This window comes from Flavobacterium sp., from assembly GCF_050696275.1.
GTDB lineage: Bacteria > Bacteroidota > Bacteroidia > Flavobacteriales > Flavobacteriaceae > Flavobacterium.
This window is the reverse complement of sequence record NZ_JBOGUT010000015.1, coordinates 19017-38151: the sequence shown is the minus strand read 5'-3', so window position 1 is coordinate 38151 and position 19135 is coordinate 19017. Positions and strand designations below refer to the sequence as shown.

13 protein-coding genes are annotated in these 19135 nt (G+C 36.0%); 6 read left to right on the top strand and 7 right to left on the bottom strand.

What is annotated here, in order from left to right:
- Window positions 1–109 precede the first annotated feature (109 nt).
- The 5 genes from ACRDEC_RS09175 (at window position 110) to lepB (ending at window position 8327) form a co-directional block, all read left to right on the top strand.
- Window positions 110–436: a DUF6660 family protein gene (locus ACRDEC_RS09175; RefSeq protein ID WP_431498039.1), complete on the top strand. Its 327-nt coding sequence runs from the start codon at window positions 110–112 to the stop codon at window positions 434–436.
- A gap of 95 nt (window positions 437–531) precedes the next feature.
- Window positions 532–4863, top strand: a complete 4332-nt coding sequence (locus ACRDEC_RS09170; RefSeq protein ID WP_431498038.1) for a CusA/CzcA family heavy metal efflux RND transporter — start codon at window positions 532–534, stop codon at window positions 4861–4863.
- A 23-nt stretch (window positions 4864–4886) separates the two neighbouring features.
- The gene (locus tag ACRDEC_RS09165; RefSeq protein WP_431498037.1) at window positions 4887–6251 is read left to right on the top strand and encodes an efflux RND transporter periplasmic adaptor subunit; all 1365 of its coding nucleotides are present in this window, start codon (window positions 4887–4889) and stop codon (window positions 6249–6251) included.
- 35 nt (window positions 6252–6286) lie between these two features.
- On the top strand, window positions 6287–6505 hold the full coding sequence (locus tag ACRDEC_RS09160; protein ID WP_431498036.1) for a hypothetical protein: 219 nt from the start codon (window positions 6287–6289) through the stop codon (window positions 6503–6505).
- A gap of 244 nt (window positions 6506–6749) precedes the next feature.
- On the top strand, window positions 6750–8327 hold the full coding sequence (lepB, locus tag ACRDEC_RS09155) for a signal peptidase I (RefSeq protein ID WP_431498035.1): 1578 nt from the start codon (window positions 6750–6752) through the stop codon (window positions 8325–8327).
- Window positions 8328–8415: 88 nt separating this feature from the next.
- On the opposite strand, the gene ACRDEC_RS09150 is transcribed toward lepB, so the two are convergent.
- Window positions 8416–9105: a DUF3667 domain-containing protein gene (locus ACRDEC_RS09150; protein WP_431498034.1), complete on the bottom strand. Its 690-nt coding sequence runs from the start codon at window positions 9103–9105 to the stop codon at window positions 8416–8418.
- An 81-nt stretch (window positions 9106–9186) separates the two neighbouring features.
- The gene (locus ACRDEC_RS09145) at window positions 9187–9405 is read right to left on the bottom strand and encodes a hypothetical protein (RefSeq protein WP_431498033.1); all 219 of its coding nucleotides are present in this window, start codon (window positions 9403–9405) and stop codon (window positions 9187–9189) included.
- Between the two features lie 93 nt (window positions 9406–9498).
- Here ACRDEC_RS09145 and ACRDEC_RS09140 point away from each other — a divergent pair, with 93 nt between their 5' ends.
- Window positions 9499–10260, top strand: a complete 762-nt coding sequence (locus ACRDEC_RS09140) for a response regulator transcription factor (RefSeq protein ID WP_431498032.1) — start codon at window positions 9499–9501, stop codon at window positions 10258–10260.
- Window positions 10261–10504: 244 nt separating this feature from the next.
- On the opposite strand, the gene ACRDEC_RS09135 is transcribed toward ACRDEC_RS09140, so the two are convergent.
- The 5 genes from ACRDEC_RS09135 to ACRDEC_RS09115 form a co-directional block, all read right to left on the bottom strand.
- A complete protein-coding gene (locus ACRDEC_RS09135) occupies window positions 10505–11791 on the bottom strand; it encodes an amidohydrolase family protein (protein ID WP_431498031.1) in 1287 nt (428 codons plus the stop codon).
- Between the two features lie 34 nt (window positions 11792–11825).
- Complete coding sequence (locus tag ACRDEC_RS09130) at window positions 11826–12011, bottom strand: hypothetical protein (RefSeq protein WP_431498030.1); 186 nt, start codon at window positions 12009–12011, stop codon at window positions 11826–11828.
- Between the two features lie 83 nt (window positions 12012–12094).
- A complete protein-coding gene (locus ACRDEC_RS09125; protein WP_431498029.1) occupies window positions 12095–14044 on the bottom strand; it encodes an alpha/beta fold hydrolase in 1950 nt (649 codons plus the stop codon).
- A gap of 6 nt (window positions 14045–14050) precedes the next feature.
- Entirely contained in the window at window positions 14051–14686 is a 636-nt protein-coding gene (locus tag ACRDEC_RS09120; RefSeq protein ID WP_431498028.1) for a 4'-phosphopantetheinyl transferase family protein, read from the bottom strand.
- Between the two features lie 11 nt (window positions 14687–14697).
- The gene (locus ACRDEC_RS09115) at window positions 14698–19131 is read right to left on the bottom strand and encodes an amino acid adenylation domain-containing protein (RefSeq protein WP_431498027.1); all 4434 of its coding nucleotides are present in this window, start codon (window positions 19129–19131) and stop codon (window positions 14698–14700) included.
- Window positions 19132–19135 lie beyond the last annotated feature (4 nt).

Below are 19135 nucleotides of genomic sequence, written 5' to 3'. Positions count from 1 at the left end.
TGTCTTTTATTGAAATTATTCAAAATAAACCAATCCTTAATTCAACAAAAAATCATAAAATAATACCGGCATTGAACAATTATTTAAATAAAAATCTAATTTTGTAACAATGAAATGGTTTATAACTATATTATCAATTTACCTGATAGCACTTTCCTGTCTGCCCTGCGCGGATATGGAAGTAAATAGTCTGGCCCATTCTAAAATTGATATTACTGCTGATAATGATAACCATAATCACGAAAAAAGCAGCGATATGTGTTCTCCGTTTTGCAATTGCAATTGCTGTGGTGTTACATTCTTAAGCTTTCAGCCTACGATTGCCTACGATTGCCCGATAGTTTCCTCAATTATTGAAACGTCATCACCTTCTTATCAATCTGTCTTTATTTCTAATTTTTACGGAAGTATCTGGCAACCTCCTCAAATAGTATAATGATGCCCGAGTAATTTCGGGTTAACAGCGTATGGACTTCCATTAAAATTCAGGGCATTCACCCTGTTAATCTCATTCATTATATAGTATATAAAATGTTAGACAAGATAATTGCGTTCAGCATAAAAAATAAAACCATCATAGCAATGATGACTTTAGGACTTGTAATTACAGGAATCTATAGTGCCATAAAATTGCCCATTGATGTTATTCCTGATATTAGCAACAATCAGGTACAAATCATTACTTTATCTCCATCATTGGGAGCACAGGAAGTGGAGCAATTTATTACAGCTCCAATCGAATTAGTCACTGGCAACATAGCCAATGTTATCGAAAAACGCTCTATTTCCCGTTCAGGCTTATCAGTTATCACACTGGTTTTTAAGGATAATACCGATATTTATTGGGCCAGACAACAAGTAAGCGGACAACTGAAAGAAATCGAAACACTAATTCCAAAAGGAATGGGTGAACCAATACTTGCTCCTATTACCACAGGATTAGGTGAAATATACCACTATACCATTCACGCTAAACCCGGATATGAAGATAAATATACCGCAACAGACCTGCGGACTATCCAAGACTGGATTGTCAAACGTGAAATGGCTGGAGTTGAAGGACTGGCAGAAGTCAGCGGCTGGGGCGGATTCGTAAAACAATATGAAATTGCATTAGATAACGAAAGACTGAATGCAATGAACATCAACATCTCCGATATCTATCAGGCATTGGAAAAAAACAACGAAAATACCGGCGGTTCCTATATTGAACAGCAAAGCAGCGCGTACTTTATCAGAGGCTTGGGTCAGGTAAAATCACTGGAAGATATTGAAAAGATTGTTGTAAAAAATACCAGCGGTCATCCGGTGCTCATTCGTGATGTCGCTGAAGTACAATTTGGAAACGCTACAAGATATGGTGCCGTAACCCGTGATGGTAAGGGTGAAGTTGTTGCAGGTGTTACACTGATGCTCAAGGGGGAAAATTTCAACCAAGTCAGTAAAAATGTTAAGAAACGAATGGAGCAAATACAAAAAACACTTCCGGAAGGTGTTGTAATTGAACCATTTATTGACCGATCTGAATTAGTCGGCAGAGCTATTGGCACTGTAGAAAAAAACTTGCTCGAAGGTGGATTGATTGTAGTATTGGTTTTGGTTTTACTGCTTGGAAACCTTAGAGCGGGTCTGGTTGTTGCATCCGTAATTCCGTTGGCAATGCTTTTTGCTTTATGCATGATGCGCTTATTTGGTGTGTCTGGAAATTTAATGAGCTTAGGCGCCATTGATTTCGGATTAATAGTAGACGGAGCGGTTATTATTGTCGAAGCCATTGTACATCGGATAACTGCAAGTCAGAGACATCATAAGGGAATAGAAAAACTCAGCCAGGAACAAATGGATACCGAAGTATATGCTGCAGCATCTAAAATAAGAACGAGCGCGGCATTTGGTGAAATTATTATCATGATTGTGTACCTGCCTATCTTAGTTCTGGCAGGCATCGAAGGAAAAATGTTTATTCCAATGGCGCAAACAGTAGCATTTGCTATTCTTGGTGCCTTCATCCTTTCGCTTACTTATGTACCAATGATGTCTGCTCTATGTCTTAGCAAAAAAACGGAGCATAAAAGAAACATCTCTCATAAAATCATGGATTTCTTTCAAAGGATGTACGATCCTGTACTTGAATTTACACTGCATTTTAAAAAATCAATTGTACTGGCTTTCTCCCTATTATTTGTTGTGAGTCTCCTGGTGTTCAACAGTATTGGTGGAGAATTCATCCCAACACTCGAAGAAGGTGATCTTACTGTTGAAATTGCAGGTATGCAGGGAACATCATTAACACAAACCGTAGAAACGTTTACCAATGCGGAAGCAATCCTTAAAAAGAAATTCCCTGAAATAAAGCAAGTAGTCACTCGTATAGGCAGTGCCGAAATCCCTACAGATCCTATGCCTATCGAACGTGGTGATATGATGTTGCAGATGAAACCGAAAGAAGATTGGACAAGTGCCGAAACCCGGGAAGAAATGCAGGAAAAAATCGAAGACGCTTTGTCTGTAATTCCTGGCATCAATGTAGAAGTTACCCAACCAATGCAAATGAGATTCAATGAACTAATGACAGGAATCCGACAGGATGTTGCCATAAAGGTTTTCGGAGACGATTTGGACGAATTAGAAAAACAGGCAAACAGCATTGGAGCCCTTATTGCTCCAATAGAAGGGGTCACTGAGCCTACTATAGAAAAGACTACCGGACTTCCTCAAATTATCGTTCAGTACAATCGGGACAAAATAGCGCAGTATGGTTTGAATATTTCCGACGTAAATGCCATATTAAATACTTCTTTCGCAGGAAATGTTGCCGGTGTTGTATTTGAAAATGAAATGCGTTTTGATATGGTGGTCCGGCTCAAACGTGATTTACGCGAAGATATGCTCAACATTGAAAACTTGTATGTTCCGCTTCCATCCGGCAACAAAGTTCCGCTGAGTCAATTGGCAGATGTAAAAATAATAGAAGCTCCTGCTCAGGTTTCCAGAGAAAATGGAAAACGCAGGGTTTATGTAGGATTTAATGTCCGTGGTCGTGATGTGGAGAGTCTGGTAGAAGAAATTCAAGAGAAACTGGACAAGAATCTTACACTTTCTCCCGGGTATTATGTTACTTACGGTGGCCAGTTCCAGAATTTAAAAGAAGCTAACGATCGTTTGATTCTTTCGGTACCTATTGCTTTGGGATTCATTCTTATCTTATTGTATTTCACTTTCAATTCTCTTAAACAAACACTGCTTATTTTTACTGCGATCCCGCTATCTGCAATCGGGGGTATTTTTGCGCTCTGGTTACGGGATATGCCTTTCAGTATTTCAGCAGGTGTTGGTTTTATAGCTTTGTTTGGAGTGGCTGTACTGAATGGGATTGTGCTTATCGGTGAGTTTAATGCTCTTGAAAAAGAAGGAATAACAGATATCTACGAACGTGTCCGATTGGGTACAAAACACAGGTTGCGTCCTGTAATCATGACAGCCTCGGTAGCTGCACTTGGATTTTTCCCAATGGCATTTTCAACCAGCGCCGGAGCCGAGGTACAAAAACCTTTGGCATCTGTAGTAATTGGCGGCTTAATTTCAGCTACGCTGCTTACGTTGATTGTTTTGCCTGCCTTGTATATCTTATTTTCAAATCAATTAAAAATGAAAATCAAATCAATTCACATTGGAATCATAGCGTTATTAATCTCATCCCAGTCTTTCGGACAAACAGTCAATACACCTTTGACTCTTGACGATGCTATTAAAACTGCTATTGAAAATAATCCTCAGTTAAAATCAGCTTCATTGGAAGTCAAACAGCAAAATGTACTAAAGAAAACAGCCTTCGATTTGCCAAAAACAAATATCACTTTGATGCACGGCCAATACAATAGCACGTACAAAGACAATAATTTTGGCGTTTCTCAGGATTTTAGCTTTCCTACTATATATACTAGTCAGGGAAAAGTGCAAAAGCAAAATGTACTGTTAAGCGAAAAAGCATTGGTACTGACACAAAGTGAACTGATCCGAAATGTAAAATCTGCATATTACCAGCTTTTACTGGGAAAAGAAAAATTAAAACTACTGACTACTCAAGACAGTATTTACAAGAAGTTTTCTGATATAGCGGAACTCAAATACAAAACCGGCGAAACATCAAATCTGGAAAAGCTTTCAGCTATCAGCAAGTCTCAGGAAGTACAATTGCAAAAAGGACAGGCTGAAGCTGATATTGAGATTTGCCAGCAGGAACTTCAAAAGTTATTGGGTAAAAATGAACCTGTCAGTATTGCCGATTCAAAGCTGCAAAAGTTAGCACTGACAGCAAATAAAGATACAACTGCTATCAAGCAAAATCCAATGCTGGCTTATTACAATCAGAAAATCTCAGTTGCCTCTTCCCAACTGGGCTTAGAGAAAAATAAATTTCTTCCTGATTTATCCGTTGGCTACTTTAATCAATCGCTTGATGGCGTAACCGGATTTCAAGGGTTTCAGTTTGGTGTTGGTATTCCAATTTTCTTTACTGGTCAGCGCGGACGTGTCCAATCGGCAAAAATTCAAACGGAAATTGCAAAAAGTAATGCGGAAAGTTATGAAAATGGTCTCAAAACGCATTTTAACCAACAGTTACAAGAATATAAAAAGCTTTCTGATTTATTGAATTATTATGAAGCAACCGGTCTGAAACAAGCAGATCAGATTCTAAGAATAACGCAATTTTCATACAAAAAAGGGGAGATCGGTTATATCGAATACATTCAAAACCTCACGCAGGCGCTGGCTATCAAGTCCGACTATCTGGATACTCTGAATCTATTCAATCAGACCACCATTAACCTGAATTTTCTAACTGGTGAAGGCCAACAGTAATTATGATATTAAAAGATAAAAAGATGTACAAAAATAAAATCCTATCTGTCTTGCTTTGTGGTTTTCTAATCACGGCATGCAACGAGAAAAAAGAAGAAACCAAACCTGCTGAAATCCCAAAAGAAGAAGGATTAGTAACGTTTGTAGAACTTACAAAAGAACAGTTTGAAGCAGTAGATATCCAACTTGGAAAAATTGAACTGCAAAATATTTCCACAACGATAAAAGCAAGCGGACATCTGGAAGTACCGCCTCAAAACAAAGCGCAGGTTTCTTCCTATGTTGGTGCGGTTGTAAAATCAATTGCAGTGCTTGAAGGCAGTAAAGTCAATAAAGGACAAACGCTGGCTGTTTTGGAACATCCTGATTTCATCAAACTGCAGGAAAATTATATAGATGCCAAAAACAATCTTTCGTTTCTTGAAAAAGAATACAGCAGACAAAAAGAATTGGCAGATAATGATGCAGGTACAGGAAAAATTTATCAAAGAGCCGAATCGGATTATAAATCGGCTAAATCAAGATTGAATTCACTTGCCAGCCAATTAAGAGTGCTTTCAGTTAATATAAACCAATTGAACAGAGGAAAAATCACTTCATCAATTGTACTAAAAGCGCCAATTACCGGGTATATCGGACATATCAATGCCAATACCGGTGGTTATGCTGAACCCAATACGCCGCTTTTTGAAATCATCGATAACAGTCAGATTCATTGTGATTTGTTAGTCTATGAAAAAGACATCTTTAAAGTAAAAGTGGGTCAGAAAATCCATTTCTCAATAACCAATATGCCGGATCATCAAGGGGAACATGAAGGTAAAGCGATTGAAGGTGAAATCTTTGGAGTCAACAAATCGTTTGAAGGGGATTCAAAAGCCATCAGTGTACATGCTCGCATAAAAAATGAAAATCATGCGCTGATACCGGGAATGTATGTAAATGCGTTAATTGATGTCGGCCAAAACAAAACTACAGTTGTGCCAAGCGAAGCAGTATTTACAACCGATGGAAAGCAATTCGTTTTCATCCGTAATAAAATGACAGACTGCAAAATACATAAAGATTGTGCAGCACATGAATTTTGCGCGCCGTCCGAAGATTGCCCTGAACATCCTAAATGCGAACAGCACGAACACAGCCCGCTTGCTAAAGCCTGCACAAAACATCCTGAGTGTGAAGCGCATGAAAAATGCAAAGCTGTCGAAAATTCTAAGGCTTATTATTTTACCATGAAAGAAGTCAGAAAAGGAGTTACTGACTTAGGTTACACTGAAGTAGCCTTTATCGATGAGGTTCCGACTGATGCAACTGTCGTTAGCAAGGGAGCGTTTTATTTACTATCAAAAAGCAAAACAGGCGGCCAAATGGAAGCTTGTGGACATTAAATCATTCACTATTCAGCAACAATAAATAAAAAACAATGAGAAAATTAATTATTCCTGTTTTACTTTTTGCAAGTATGGCAGTAACTTCCTGCAAAGAAAATCTTGACACAACGGCTTGCGAAGGACATGCAAAAAATTGCCCTAAGGCCGAAAATTGTCCTGAACATCCTAAATGTGAAGCGCACGAAAAATGTGCAAAATCAGAAGATTGCAAAGAACATCCTGAATGTGAATCATTTGAACACAAAGGATAAGATTTAAAATCGATTCCGAATAGGTCAATTAACCTTTCAAAAACCCTTGTACAATTTTGCTTACAAGGGTTTTTATTTTCTATTAAAAGAAATATCTCTTTGCTTCGTATCAATCCATACAAACATAACAATCCGGATTCGTCTTAAAAATTAATTAATGCAACTATGCATAACGAGTATTTTAAATATATTTGTAAAAAATAGAAACACCGTAAATAATCAAACAAACTAATAAAAACGCATTATGACATCATTCCATTGGCTACTATTCATCTTGATTGTTCAGGTAATTCACTTCTTAGGAACCTGGAAATTATATGTAGCAGCAGGCAGAAAATCATGGGAAGCAGCTATTCCTGTTTACAATGCCATCGTTTTAATGAAAATAATCAACCGACCAAGCTGGTGGACATTATTGCTTTTCATTCCTATTGTTAATCTTATTATGTTCCCTGTTGTTTGGGTTGAAACCATCAGAAGCTTCGGAAAAAACGCTGCTTTGGATACTTTTCTTGTCATCGCAACTTTTGGGTTTTATATTTATTATATCAATTATACTCAGAAACTCAATTATATCGCAGACAGAAGCCTGACTCCAAAAAACAAAACTGCCGACACGATCAGCTCTTTGCTTTTCGCAATCGTTGTCGCAACTATTGTTCATGGATATGTAATTCAACCGTTTAACATCCCTTCTTCTTCTTTGGAAAAATCATTGCTTATTGGTGATTTCCTTTTCGTAAGTAAATTTCATTATGGCGCACGTCCTCCTATGACTGCTGTTGCAGCTCCAATGGTGCATGACACCTTACCATTATTGAACAAAAAATCATACCTGAACTGGCCTCAATTGCCTTATCTGAGATTACCTGGTTTCCAAAAAATCAAAAACAATGATATTGTAGTATTCAACTGGCCAAGAGATACTTTATATAATATGTATCTGCCTGCTGATAAAAGATACGACAAACCGGTAGACAAGAAAACCAATTATGTAAAACGTTGTGTCGGAATTCCTGGCGATAGCTTATCTATAAAAAATGGTATTGTTTTTATTAATGGAAAAGAATTAATCTTACCCGAAAGAGCAAAACCGCAATACTCTTATAAAATTGCCAACGACGGGAAAACTTCAATTGATTTTGGGACTCTATTAGAAAGCCTGAACGTTACTGAGCAGGCGGGTTTTTCGGATAATATAAAGAGAGATACACTATACGTAAGAGCACTGACTTTTGAAGCTGCGGAAAAATTAAAAAACACGCCTGGAATTACTGCTGTAGAAAGAATTATAAACAAAGGCCCTGAAGATGGTATTTTCCCTGATTTTAAAGACGGAAAACCTTCTGTTAACAACAATTGGAGTTGCGATAACTATGGTCCTATTTATATCCCTGAGGCTGGAAAAACAGTAGCTTTAAATACAACATCTCTTCCTTTCTATAAAATAATAATTACAGAATACGAAGGAAATAAACTGAGTGTAGTTGGTAATGATATTTATGTTAATGACCAAAAAGCGACAACCTATACATTCAAACAAAATTACTATTGGATGATGGGAGACAACAGACACAATTCGTTAGATGCCCGTTATTTCGGATACACACCGGAAAATCACGTTGTAGGGAAACCTGTTTTCATATGGTTGAGTTTAGACCCAAACAAAAAAGGCTTAAGTAAAATACGTTGGGAAAGAGTTTTCACAACAGTTAGCGGTGAAGGTCAGCCACAATCTTACTTCCGATATTTCCTAATCTTCCTGGCGCTTTATTTCGGTATTGAATACTTCGTAAAAAAACGAAAAAAGACAGAAGCGTAAGCTTTTATTAAATAATACTAAAAAGGCTTATTTGTTCATGTGACAAATAAGCCTTTTTCTTTAATGCCCACTTTCCATTCGGGTATTTTTATCTTTTCACAACAAAATCAATTAAAACTATCAATACAACTGTCGAAAGGCTAAACGTCAGCATGCCCAATACATACGAAACAAGCGCTTTCACATAATTGACAGGCTTTGTCTTATCGAAAAATTGTCCGATGGCCCAGGAAAAATAGATAAAAACGGTTACTGCTGCAATTGGCATCAGCTGCAAATGCGTAAGCCCTTCAATAAGCGCAAAAACAGAAAACAGCAGCATCTCCATTCCCATGACAAAGCACAATACAATTAGTATCTCAAAGAAATTATAATCATATTTTCTAAAAAACAGTTTTAACCAAAAAGCAATAAACACACCCATTATAATATTCGCATAACCATAATGATGCTGTATCCAATTATTAATCACCATTCCTGTCGATTCTTTTGTATCCTCAATCTTGACATAGCCTCCTTCAATGTGGAAGAAATGGTTAATTAAAGTATAAATCAATGACGTTACAATGATAAAAAGAATCGGTTTTACCAGTCGGCTCCTGTTCTCACTGATAAAATCCCTGATGTTTTGCCCAGGTCTGGTCAATAATTCCCGTATGGTATATAAAATACCCCTTTCAAAATGCAAAACGTGCTCAATTTCCTGAACAATATAAGAACTATTGATTCTTTTTGGTTTTTCCGATTTTCCGCAATAGGAACAAATTTTTTCACTCATAGTAAATAGTTTAAACAAGATTTTGTCATGATTCGTCTGTGTATTCCAAAATCTTAATGATTACAATAGCATTTAACTTTCTTACCGTTTCTTGATTTCAGCATCAGTCCCATTCATGGAAATGTAAATTGGTACAATCAATGTAATGGCAAGCGGGATAAATGTCGGAAACAGGCTATATTTCGCTATACCTACCATAACAGCCAAAACAATTATCCAACCAATTACAGCTGATTTCAAACCTATTTTCTGTTTCAGCAGTACTTCTAAAGGATAGTCTGATAGTACTTTTTTCTTCATTAGGAATTGAGAGTTAAAATTTCTTATACAAAAAACGGCAAAGGTTTTTAATCTCGTTTTACACTTTTGTGTAGTTTTTGTTATTTTTATCAGATGGAAAATGAAAAGAACTCATTACTCAGCAGAAATAAAATAAAGACAGTATCTAATGAAGACAAACTTCAGTTTAGCAATTATTTAGAAGTCGTACAATCTTTTGCTAAAATAACCTATCAAAGCGTTTATGTGATTGATTATGAGGAAATGAAATTTGAGTATGTTTCAAATAATCCTTTGTTTCTATGTGGTTATTCTTCTGAAGAAGTACTTAAAATGGGCTATGAATTCTATTTTAACAATGTCCCAAAAGAAGATTTGGAACTATTGAGCCTGATTAATACCCTCGGGTTTGATTTTTATGATCAATTACCCAATACCGATGAAAGAAAATTATACAGCATTTCGTATGATTTCCATTTAAAAGGCAAATACGACAAACCCGTACTTATCAACCATAAATTAACACCTCTTTTCCTTAACGAAAAGGGAGCTGTCTGGAAATCCTTGTGTATCGTGTCCATTTCACACAATCAAAATGCCGGAAATGTGACCATCAATAAGCAAGGAGTTGATAAAGTATGGAAGTTGGATGTATCCAAAAAAGTCTGGATTGCGACAGAAAAATCAAAACTCAAAGAAAGAGAATTGGAAATACTTCGATTGTATGCTCAAGGGTTAACCATCAATCAGATTGCGGAAAAAATGTTTGTTTCCCCGGATACAATCAAATATTACAGAAGAAAAATCTTTGCAGCTTTTGATGTAAAGAACTTTACCGAAGCCCTTTCTTTTGCCATAGACAATAAGATTATCTGATTTTTAGAATTTATTTTTAAGACTATCAAATCAACCCGGGGCAAACTCAAAATAATACGGAGCAATGTCTAAATAATACGGGGTAACATCGTTTTAGAAAGGGGCAAATCCAAAACAATCAGGAACTAAAAGAAAAAAACCCTGTAAACATGATGTTCAAAGGGTTTAATCTATAGTATAGTTCAGTACACAGCGAAAAAAAGACGCTCCACTCCCACTTTAGCTGTGCCAAAACTCAAAATAGTTATGGGGTCAGCTCATTTTTGTACACAACACCCTCTTTCATAACAAATTTTACACTTTCAAGTGCTTTAATATCATTCAGAGGATTGGTTTCTACAGCGATAATATCAGCCAATTTGCCCTTCGTTAGGGAACCGGTCTTGTCTTTCCAGTCCATTAAGTCCGCAGCGTTAATCGTAGCAGATTGAATGGCCTGCATGGGTGTTAAACCATATTTTACCATATAAAAAAATTGTTTTCCGTTCCAGCCATGAGGGTACACCCCGGAATCAGTACCATAGGCTATCTTCACTCCTGCTTTTACCGCCTTTTGAAAGTTTTCACGCTGCAGTCGGCCAACCAATCTTTCTTTTTCAATTATTTTCTCCGGATATCCTTTTTTGGCAAATTCACTAAGTATATAATCATCATTATAGATATCAGACACAAGCCAAATCCCTTTTTCCTTCATCATACGAATGGTCTCCTCATCAATCAGACTGCCATGCTCAATACTGGCCACGCCAGCTTGAATCGCTAATTTTGCGCCTTCCGCTCCGTGGGCATGAGCGGCCACTTTTTTACCCCAGCGGTTGGCTTCTTCAACTAATACTTTCATTTCTTCCAATGAGTACTGCGGCGCTCCCACACTTTCTTCTTCGCTAAGAACACCAGCGGTAGCTGCAAACTTAATCCAGTCTGCTCCCCATTTGATATTGTTGCGGACCCGTTTGCGAATTTCATCAGCACCATCAGCAATCCCGGTGTAATCCTTATTTCCTTTCCAGTCAATCGATGGGTTAAACCCGGACAAATCACCATGTCCGCCTGTAGGAGATAATACAAAAGTCGACACCAGCATACGCGGACCGGGTATCAGCCCTTCGTTAATCGCATTGCGCAGCGAAACGTCAAGCAGCGCATCTGCTCCCACATCACGTATCATTGTAAATCCGGCTTCTAATGTCCTTTTGGCGTAAATATGGGCTATGACAGCATAATCAATAGCCGTTTTCCTGAAGATATCCTCATAATAATTATCTCCCGGCTGAAAAGTAACATGAGCATGGCAATCCATTAAACCGGGTAATACCGTGGCCTTACTCAGGTCAATCACTTCTGCTCCTTTGGGTATGGGAATATTGGCTCCGATATCGACAATTTTATCATTGTCTATCAGAATAATTTGATTGGTTAAGACGACTTCATGTATCACATCGACTAATTTTCCGGCTTTAATCACTTTCAATTTTGATTGTGCGTGCATTTTTCCGGTTAGTACCAAAAGTAAAATAGCTGCATACAGCATTTTTTGTTTCATAGTAGGTTGGGTTTTAAAATAATTAATTGTTTACGTTGGGGATATATAAGAGTAGATAAGTTGCGGAAGAAGAATGAAAAAACACATGCTCTTCTTCCTCTTTTGCAATGGATATTGTATCGAATAATTGTGTTATTGAAGTGCTACAGCTTGCAGAACCGGATTGTTTGTAACCGCCATGAAAGTACCAGCCAGCTTCCATTTCCATAGAAAGGCTGTTGGCTGTTCCTACTGATTTTACTGTAATAAATTAAAAAATGGCAGTTCAGAAATGACTGCCATTGTTCCTTTTTATAGTAAAAAACCCCAATACTGAAAGTACATACAAATAAGAATCAGCGCAGACAAAGAAATAGATACTGCTCCTTTGCTCGAAATACGACTGAACCTGATGATAAAATAGAGAATTGAAATAGCAGTAAGTACAACAAAAACCCACTGGAATAGAAATAAATAAGAAAACTTGTCCTGCAAACCGAAGGCAAGAATATAAAAGTTATCGTTTGCGGTATCCATTATCGCAAGCACAAGTAATACAATAATCAATAAACCCAATAAGGAGGACAATGCGATTAGCAATTTCATAGCCTTGCTCTGAGTAGTATCCTCTTTAATTTTGAAGAATAAATAAATAAATCGTACCAGTAAAACGAGCAGCATTATAAAAGCAACTATTATCGGAAGCAGAAATACTATATTCATTTCACCCAGACTGTTGGCAAAATTAGAAACCCCGCTATTCAGCACCACATCACTAATAAATTTCACTTTATTATTAGACGTAAAGCCATTCGCATTCGGGGTTTTATCAGGATGACCTAAAAATTCACTTAAGATTTTAAATCCAATTTTTGAAAAACTGGGGGCATGCCCTGAAATGGGTGCATTAACTAAAAAACCATTCTTTTTAAACTTATTGATAAGAAATGCACCATTAGAAGGAGGTGTAATAGGATCAAATTCCCCCGAAAACACTAAAACCGGAGCCGTCAGTTGAGAAAGGTTTTCCAATTGATTCAAATGTAACGCCTTCTCGGACTTATCCTTTTCTGACAACCATTTATTACAAACTGAAAAATCCGATCTGTAAAAGGACAACCCTCCTTTTAACCCTTTATATTTACTGGAATTAGCATCAAAAGCAGTAATGGAGTTAAAAGGGATCACCTCATTACAGGTAATGCAATAATATGCTCCATAATCAAAAGTCAAACCAGCAGAAAATGCACTCACCAATGTACTCAAGGTATTTTTATTCCCTGCATGAAATTCTGTAATTAATAAAGGTACTACAGCTATTAAGTCCTGCTGATAAAGAGACTGCTGAATAGCCACTTTAAAATCTTCCGCATTGTAAGTAAACTTACCGCTTGCGAGTATTTTCTTGTCTACGTTTACCGTGATTGGGGCTTTATCTAATTTTTCAATTGTTGAGAAATATTTTTCTTCCAGATTCGGATACTTTTTGTTGCATTCGGCATCGTTTTTACAAGCTGAGAATACTTTCTTAAGACTGCTCATGTAATTGTCCGTATTATGGCTATAATACTCTGAAATATCTGAAATAGAAGAATCTAAGATTAAGGACTTTACATCTTCAGGGAAATCATTTGCATATACCTGTGCTTCATAAGTTCCATACGAAATGCCATATATATTCCACGTCGTATACTTTAAGGCTTTCTTTAAGGCATTCAGATCTTTCGCAATCGATTTACTGTTGTACGAATTGATGTCAATCCCCTTACTAATCAGTTCGTCCTTGCAGGAAAGAGCAGCCATTACTTTCTGTCTTTCATCTTCTCCTGCCTTTTGATTCTTAGCTAAGATCTCTAAAAATTTATTTCCGAGTTCAGGACAGAATTTAGGTAATGAAAAGCCGGTACCTCTTACATCAACCAAAATCATATCATTGTTTTTCCGCAATGGATGATCCAGCCAGCTCCAAATCCTTTCAATGCTGCCTGCTCCAGGCCCACCTTCTATATAAATCACTGCGTTTTTAGCGGTATTTTTTGAAAGAGATTTAATAATTGCTACAGCTATTTTAATCGTTTTCCCATTCGGTTTATCCCAATTCTCCGGCACATAAAAATAATTCCATTCTATATTCTCTTTGTTTATTTCTTCATCGCCAGGATGAAAAGTTGTCGCTTTTTCTAATTGAAAAGTAGTTTCCTGTGAGAACAAACAGGCTGGAAATAAGCAAAAAATCAAAAAAAGCTTTGTTAAGGTTTTCATTTTCTTTTAAATTAATTTATTTAAATGGACATCCGTTATCTCCTTTTTTAACGAGACATGACATTTGTATTTTTTATCTATTTTTATTTCTTTCAGGAATATTTTTTCACCATTAATTTTAGTCTGATTCTGCAGAATTTCAAATGATTTCAATGGCAGCATCAATCCAAGAGAGTTTGCTTTTAAGGCAGCCTCCTTTTGAGTCCAATAATTAAAAAATGCATCTCTCTTATCATTAGAAATCGCAATGGTATTCCATTCGCTCTCTGTCATCTGAAGTTTGAAATCTTCAATCTTAATATCAGATATTAATTCTACATCAATTCCTATTTCGAATTCTTTGCACAAGGCACAGACAACCATTTCACCCGAATGGGAAATATTGAATTTAAAAGGATAACCGTCAAAATAGGGCTTTTTATATTTTGTGTATTGAATAACGCTTACCATACAATCCCTGTCGTATGTCTTTTTTATTCCTTCAATCAATAAAAAACGACCTAAAATTGATAGTTGTGCATCCTGCCATCTTCTGTACTTCCTAATTTTATCCTGAAAAGTAATGGGTAATTTTGGTAAAAAGTCCGTCATTAGCTTTTCATGGTTATCTTCATTTATATAAGCATAAAATATATGAACCAACGATGTCTGTTTTAAAAATTAAACTCAAAATCGTTAACCTTATCCTTTTCGGATTCCAGCTGCAGCTGGTAAGACTCGATTTTTTCAAATGGTTTTTCTACGATGCCATTTAAAAGCAACTCAAACTTTTCAGCAATAACTGCAATTGTATCTTCTTCAAACAGATTGTTGTTGTAATCTATCGCACATTTCAACCTGTTCATGCATTCATAGAAGTTAAAAACAATAGGCATTCTGCTGTATTTTTCATTTATAGGCAACTGCGTTAATTTCAAGTTATTAAAGTCCTCAATGTTTTCAAAAGAAAACTCAGGATTCTGGTAAACAAGCATGGCATCAAAAATTGGCATTGCAACTTTATCAAAAGGGACATCAATATGCGCTTCCATCTCAAATAAGTCGCTCTGCACATTCTTTACTATGGCAGCAAAAGTCTGTTCCGGTTCCATTTTGGTCCTTAGAATCAATGTTTTGGCAAACATCCCGATTTGATTGTCCAATTGTGGCAGGATTCGCCCGGAATTTACTGTTCCAATACAAATATCTGTGTGATTGCATTCCTTGTAAAGGAGGACATTTAAAGCCGCCATTAAAAACGTGTAAAATGTTACGTTCTGCTGGAGTACTGCTTCTTTTAAATTCGAAGTAGTTTCTTCTGACAATTCAAATAAATGTTCCTGACCATTTTTTAGATTTTTTTCCAGATTGAAATCCCTATCAAAAGAGTCTTTATAGTGGTAGTTTTGAAGATATTTTCCCCAGAATAATTCATTTTTAGCCACATTTTCTTTTAAACTAAGATTTGACCATTCTGAGTAATCTTTAAATTGTAATACTGGAAGGTTTTTATCGACATGAATCCCTGTATCATAAAGACCCGTAAACTCTTTTACGAATAATTCCAGAGACATCCCATCTATAATGATGTGATGAGTACAGAACAATAATATAAACGTATCATCCTCTTTACAAAGCAATTGCAACTTGATTAATAATCCGTTTTGCAGATCAAATTCTTCATTAATAAATTGATTTATTGTTGCGTCAATTTCTGATGCAGCGCTATTTTTTACATCAATAGAAAAGTTGATGTTCTCAAAATCATTAATTTTCTGATAAACATTCCCGTTGCGTTCAACAAAGTTTGTCCTGAGAATTTCGTGTTTCTTTATTAACTCTTTTACAGTGTTTACCATTTTGTCAAGATCTACATGACCGTCAACAGAAAATGCAGCAAACATATTATATGCAGTCGAAACGCTGGCCTGCTGCGAAGCCAGCCAAATATTGTATTGCGAAGGAGTAAGTTCGAATAGCTCTTTGGATTCGGCAACAGGTATTTCGATTGTCTTTGTCGTAGTTTGTTTCTGCAGATAAAAAGCTAAAGACTCAATTGTCGGAAAATCAAAAATCGTCTTAAAAGATATAGCAAATGAAAGATGCTTGGCAATTAGACCAATTAGTTTAACCGCATTTAATGAATGTCCTCCAACAGCAAAAAAATTATCATCGGTGCTGATTTCATTTGTATTGTTTAACGCTTCTTTCCAATACTCCAGTAATTTTTTTTCTAATTCCGAATCAGGAGCTTTAATAGTTTTATCCTTTATATCTTGAAAAAGTTCCTTTTGCTGAAGCGACTTTCTGTCTACTTTTTGGTTTGGAGTTAATGGAAATTTATCCAATTCGACTATTGTATGCGGAATCATATAAGCCGGAAGATTAATCTTCAGTTCCGTTATTATTTGTTCCGGGCTAAGTTCTTTATCCGTTTTTACGACATAAGCCAACAGAAAAGCTTCTTGCTGGCCGTTTGCTTTTACAATTACAACAGAATTCTTAATGCCGGTGATTTGGTTTAATCTGGACTCGATGTCGCCAAGTTCAATTCTATATCCTCTTATTTTGACCTGATTATCATTTCTTCCCAGAAACTCAATTTCACCATTTTTATTCCATTTTCCAACATCACCCGTTTCATATAACAAGCTGAAGTTTCCAAATGGGTTTTTAACAAATTTTGTATTTGTCAGTGCTTCGTTTTTATAATATCCTTTAGACAATCCATCTCCTGCAATGTAAATGGCTCCAATGGCTCCAATTGGTTTCGGATGAAGAAACCTATCTAAAATATAAAACTGGGTATTATTTATAGGTGTTCCAATATTTGAAGCATCCTTTGGCTGCTCTATTTTTTTACAGCTCGACCATATAGTTGTTTCAGTAGGACCATACATATTCCATATTTCCTTACAGCTATCTATCATTTTTCCTGCTAAAGCTTCGCTTAACAAATCACCACCGCATAATAATTTTACTTTTTTGTCTCCTTGCCAATTAGCATTGAATAACATCTGATAAAAACTTGGTGTGGCTTGGATTAATGTAGGTTGAATCTCCTCTAATTTTTGGATAATCATAAGAGGATCTGACAATACCTCTTGACTTGCCATATATAATACTGCACCTGAAATTAAAGGAGTAAAAAATTCCAATATAGAAATATCAAAGGAGTACGTTGTAACAGAAAATAAAATATCTTCAGCGCTTATTCCCGGTTTTTGCTGCATACTCGTTAAAAAGTTCAGCAGGGATTGGTGCCCGATTTCAACTCCTTTAGGATTGCCAGTCGAACCGGAAGTATAAATGATATAAGCAGTATCAGACGTGATTGTACTGAATTTAGAATTCCCTTCAAAGTGTTTAATTTCCTCCAGTATATGGTCTAATTTTATTTCCGAAACAGCTTCAATTCCATCAAAAGTAAAATCCTGTCCGCTAATGATAATCTGAACCTGACTATCCTGAACTATGTACTTTAATCTGTCTTTGGGAAAATTAGGATCAAGCGGAATATAAGATCTGCCTGATTTTAAAATTCCTAATAAAACAGCGATCATATCTGCAGACCTGTCCAGCAATACTGCAATTGGGTTTTTATTGTCTCCATGAACAGTCGTAAGATACTCCGCAATCTTATTCGAAAAATCATGCAGATCATTATATGAATATGATTTGTAATCATCCTCAACTGCAATTGCAGAAGGGTTTTCCCTAACCTTCTCTACAAACAAGTCTATTACTGTTTTATCTTTTGGGTAAGCCGATTTTGTCTCGTTGAATTCTTCTAAAATTTGTTTCTTTTCTATCTTGGAGAGATAATCCAATGCTTTTATTTTTTGATCTGAATCTGTTAAAATGACATCAATCAAATTTTCAAAATGACGTACAACTTGGCTAATCTTATGATCATCAAAGTAATTTAGGTTGTAATCGAAATCAATTTTCACATCCTCTGATTCATCAAATTCTCTAATATAAATGGCTAACGCAACCCTTTCGGAAAAATGACTTAAGGGGATTACTTTAGTTTGAGTATTTTTGAAATTACTGGCATAATCTTGCTTTTCATAAGAAAGAGTTATATTAAATAGTCTTTCTTTCTCACCAAACAACTGTAGTTCCTGGATTAATTTCCCAAGAGGAAGACGCTGATGACGGTAATCCTGCCTTAATTGATTTTTTATATCTTGAATTAAACTCTCAAATGCAACTTCAGAATCCAAAGAAATACGCAAGGGTGAAATGCCCATAAAAAGACCTACTGTTTTTTTGTAGGCAGCTTTACTTCTGTTTAAAACCGGTAGACCAATGGCAAAATCATTGTTTTCGTGCTTACGTCCAAAATAAACATATAAGAGACCTAAAATTACATGAAAAGTTGTTGCTTTATAAGCTGTAGCCAACTGATTCAGCTTATCATACGATTCTCTTGAAATGATTAATTCTTTCCGGGCACTTTTATTAATCTCAATAGTATTCTCTAATTTTTCAAATAAATTAGAAGGTAAACTGTTGAATTTTTCTTTCCAATAGGCCTTATCCTGTTCAAAAAACACAGAATTCTGGTATACACTGTCATCTGAAGCAAATTCCTCATAACGATATGGATATTCTGAGATAACGTTGCCAAAGTCCGAAATTTCATTATAATTTTGAACCAGTCTCTGGAACATTAAAGAAGTTCCCCATCCATCAGTAATAATATGATGATAAACCGAAAACAGGTAATGAAAATCATCTTCAACCTTCACTAAGGTGAACGTGTGCAGCAAAGTGCCTCCCAATATGTCAAAAGGAATCAAAAACTCTTTCTGCATGTAGCTATTTGCCTGTTCTTCAGAATTGATGCTTTGTGAAAAGTCAATAAATCCTAATTCAGCATTATGATTTTCTATGGTTTTGATTCTTATTTCTTCCTGATCTTTAACCAAGCTGCTTCTGTAAGTATCATGTTGATCAATCAGAGCCTTATGGGCTTTTTTAAATAATTCGACATCAATTTTACCTTTGATTTCGATTTTTGCACCAATATTGTAAATCGGCTCATCAGGATGTAACAATTGCTCAAAATAAATATCTTGTTGTGGAAGTGTCAGTTTCATACTC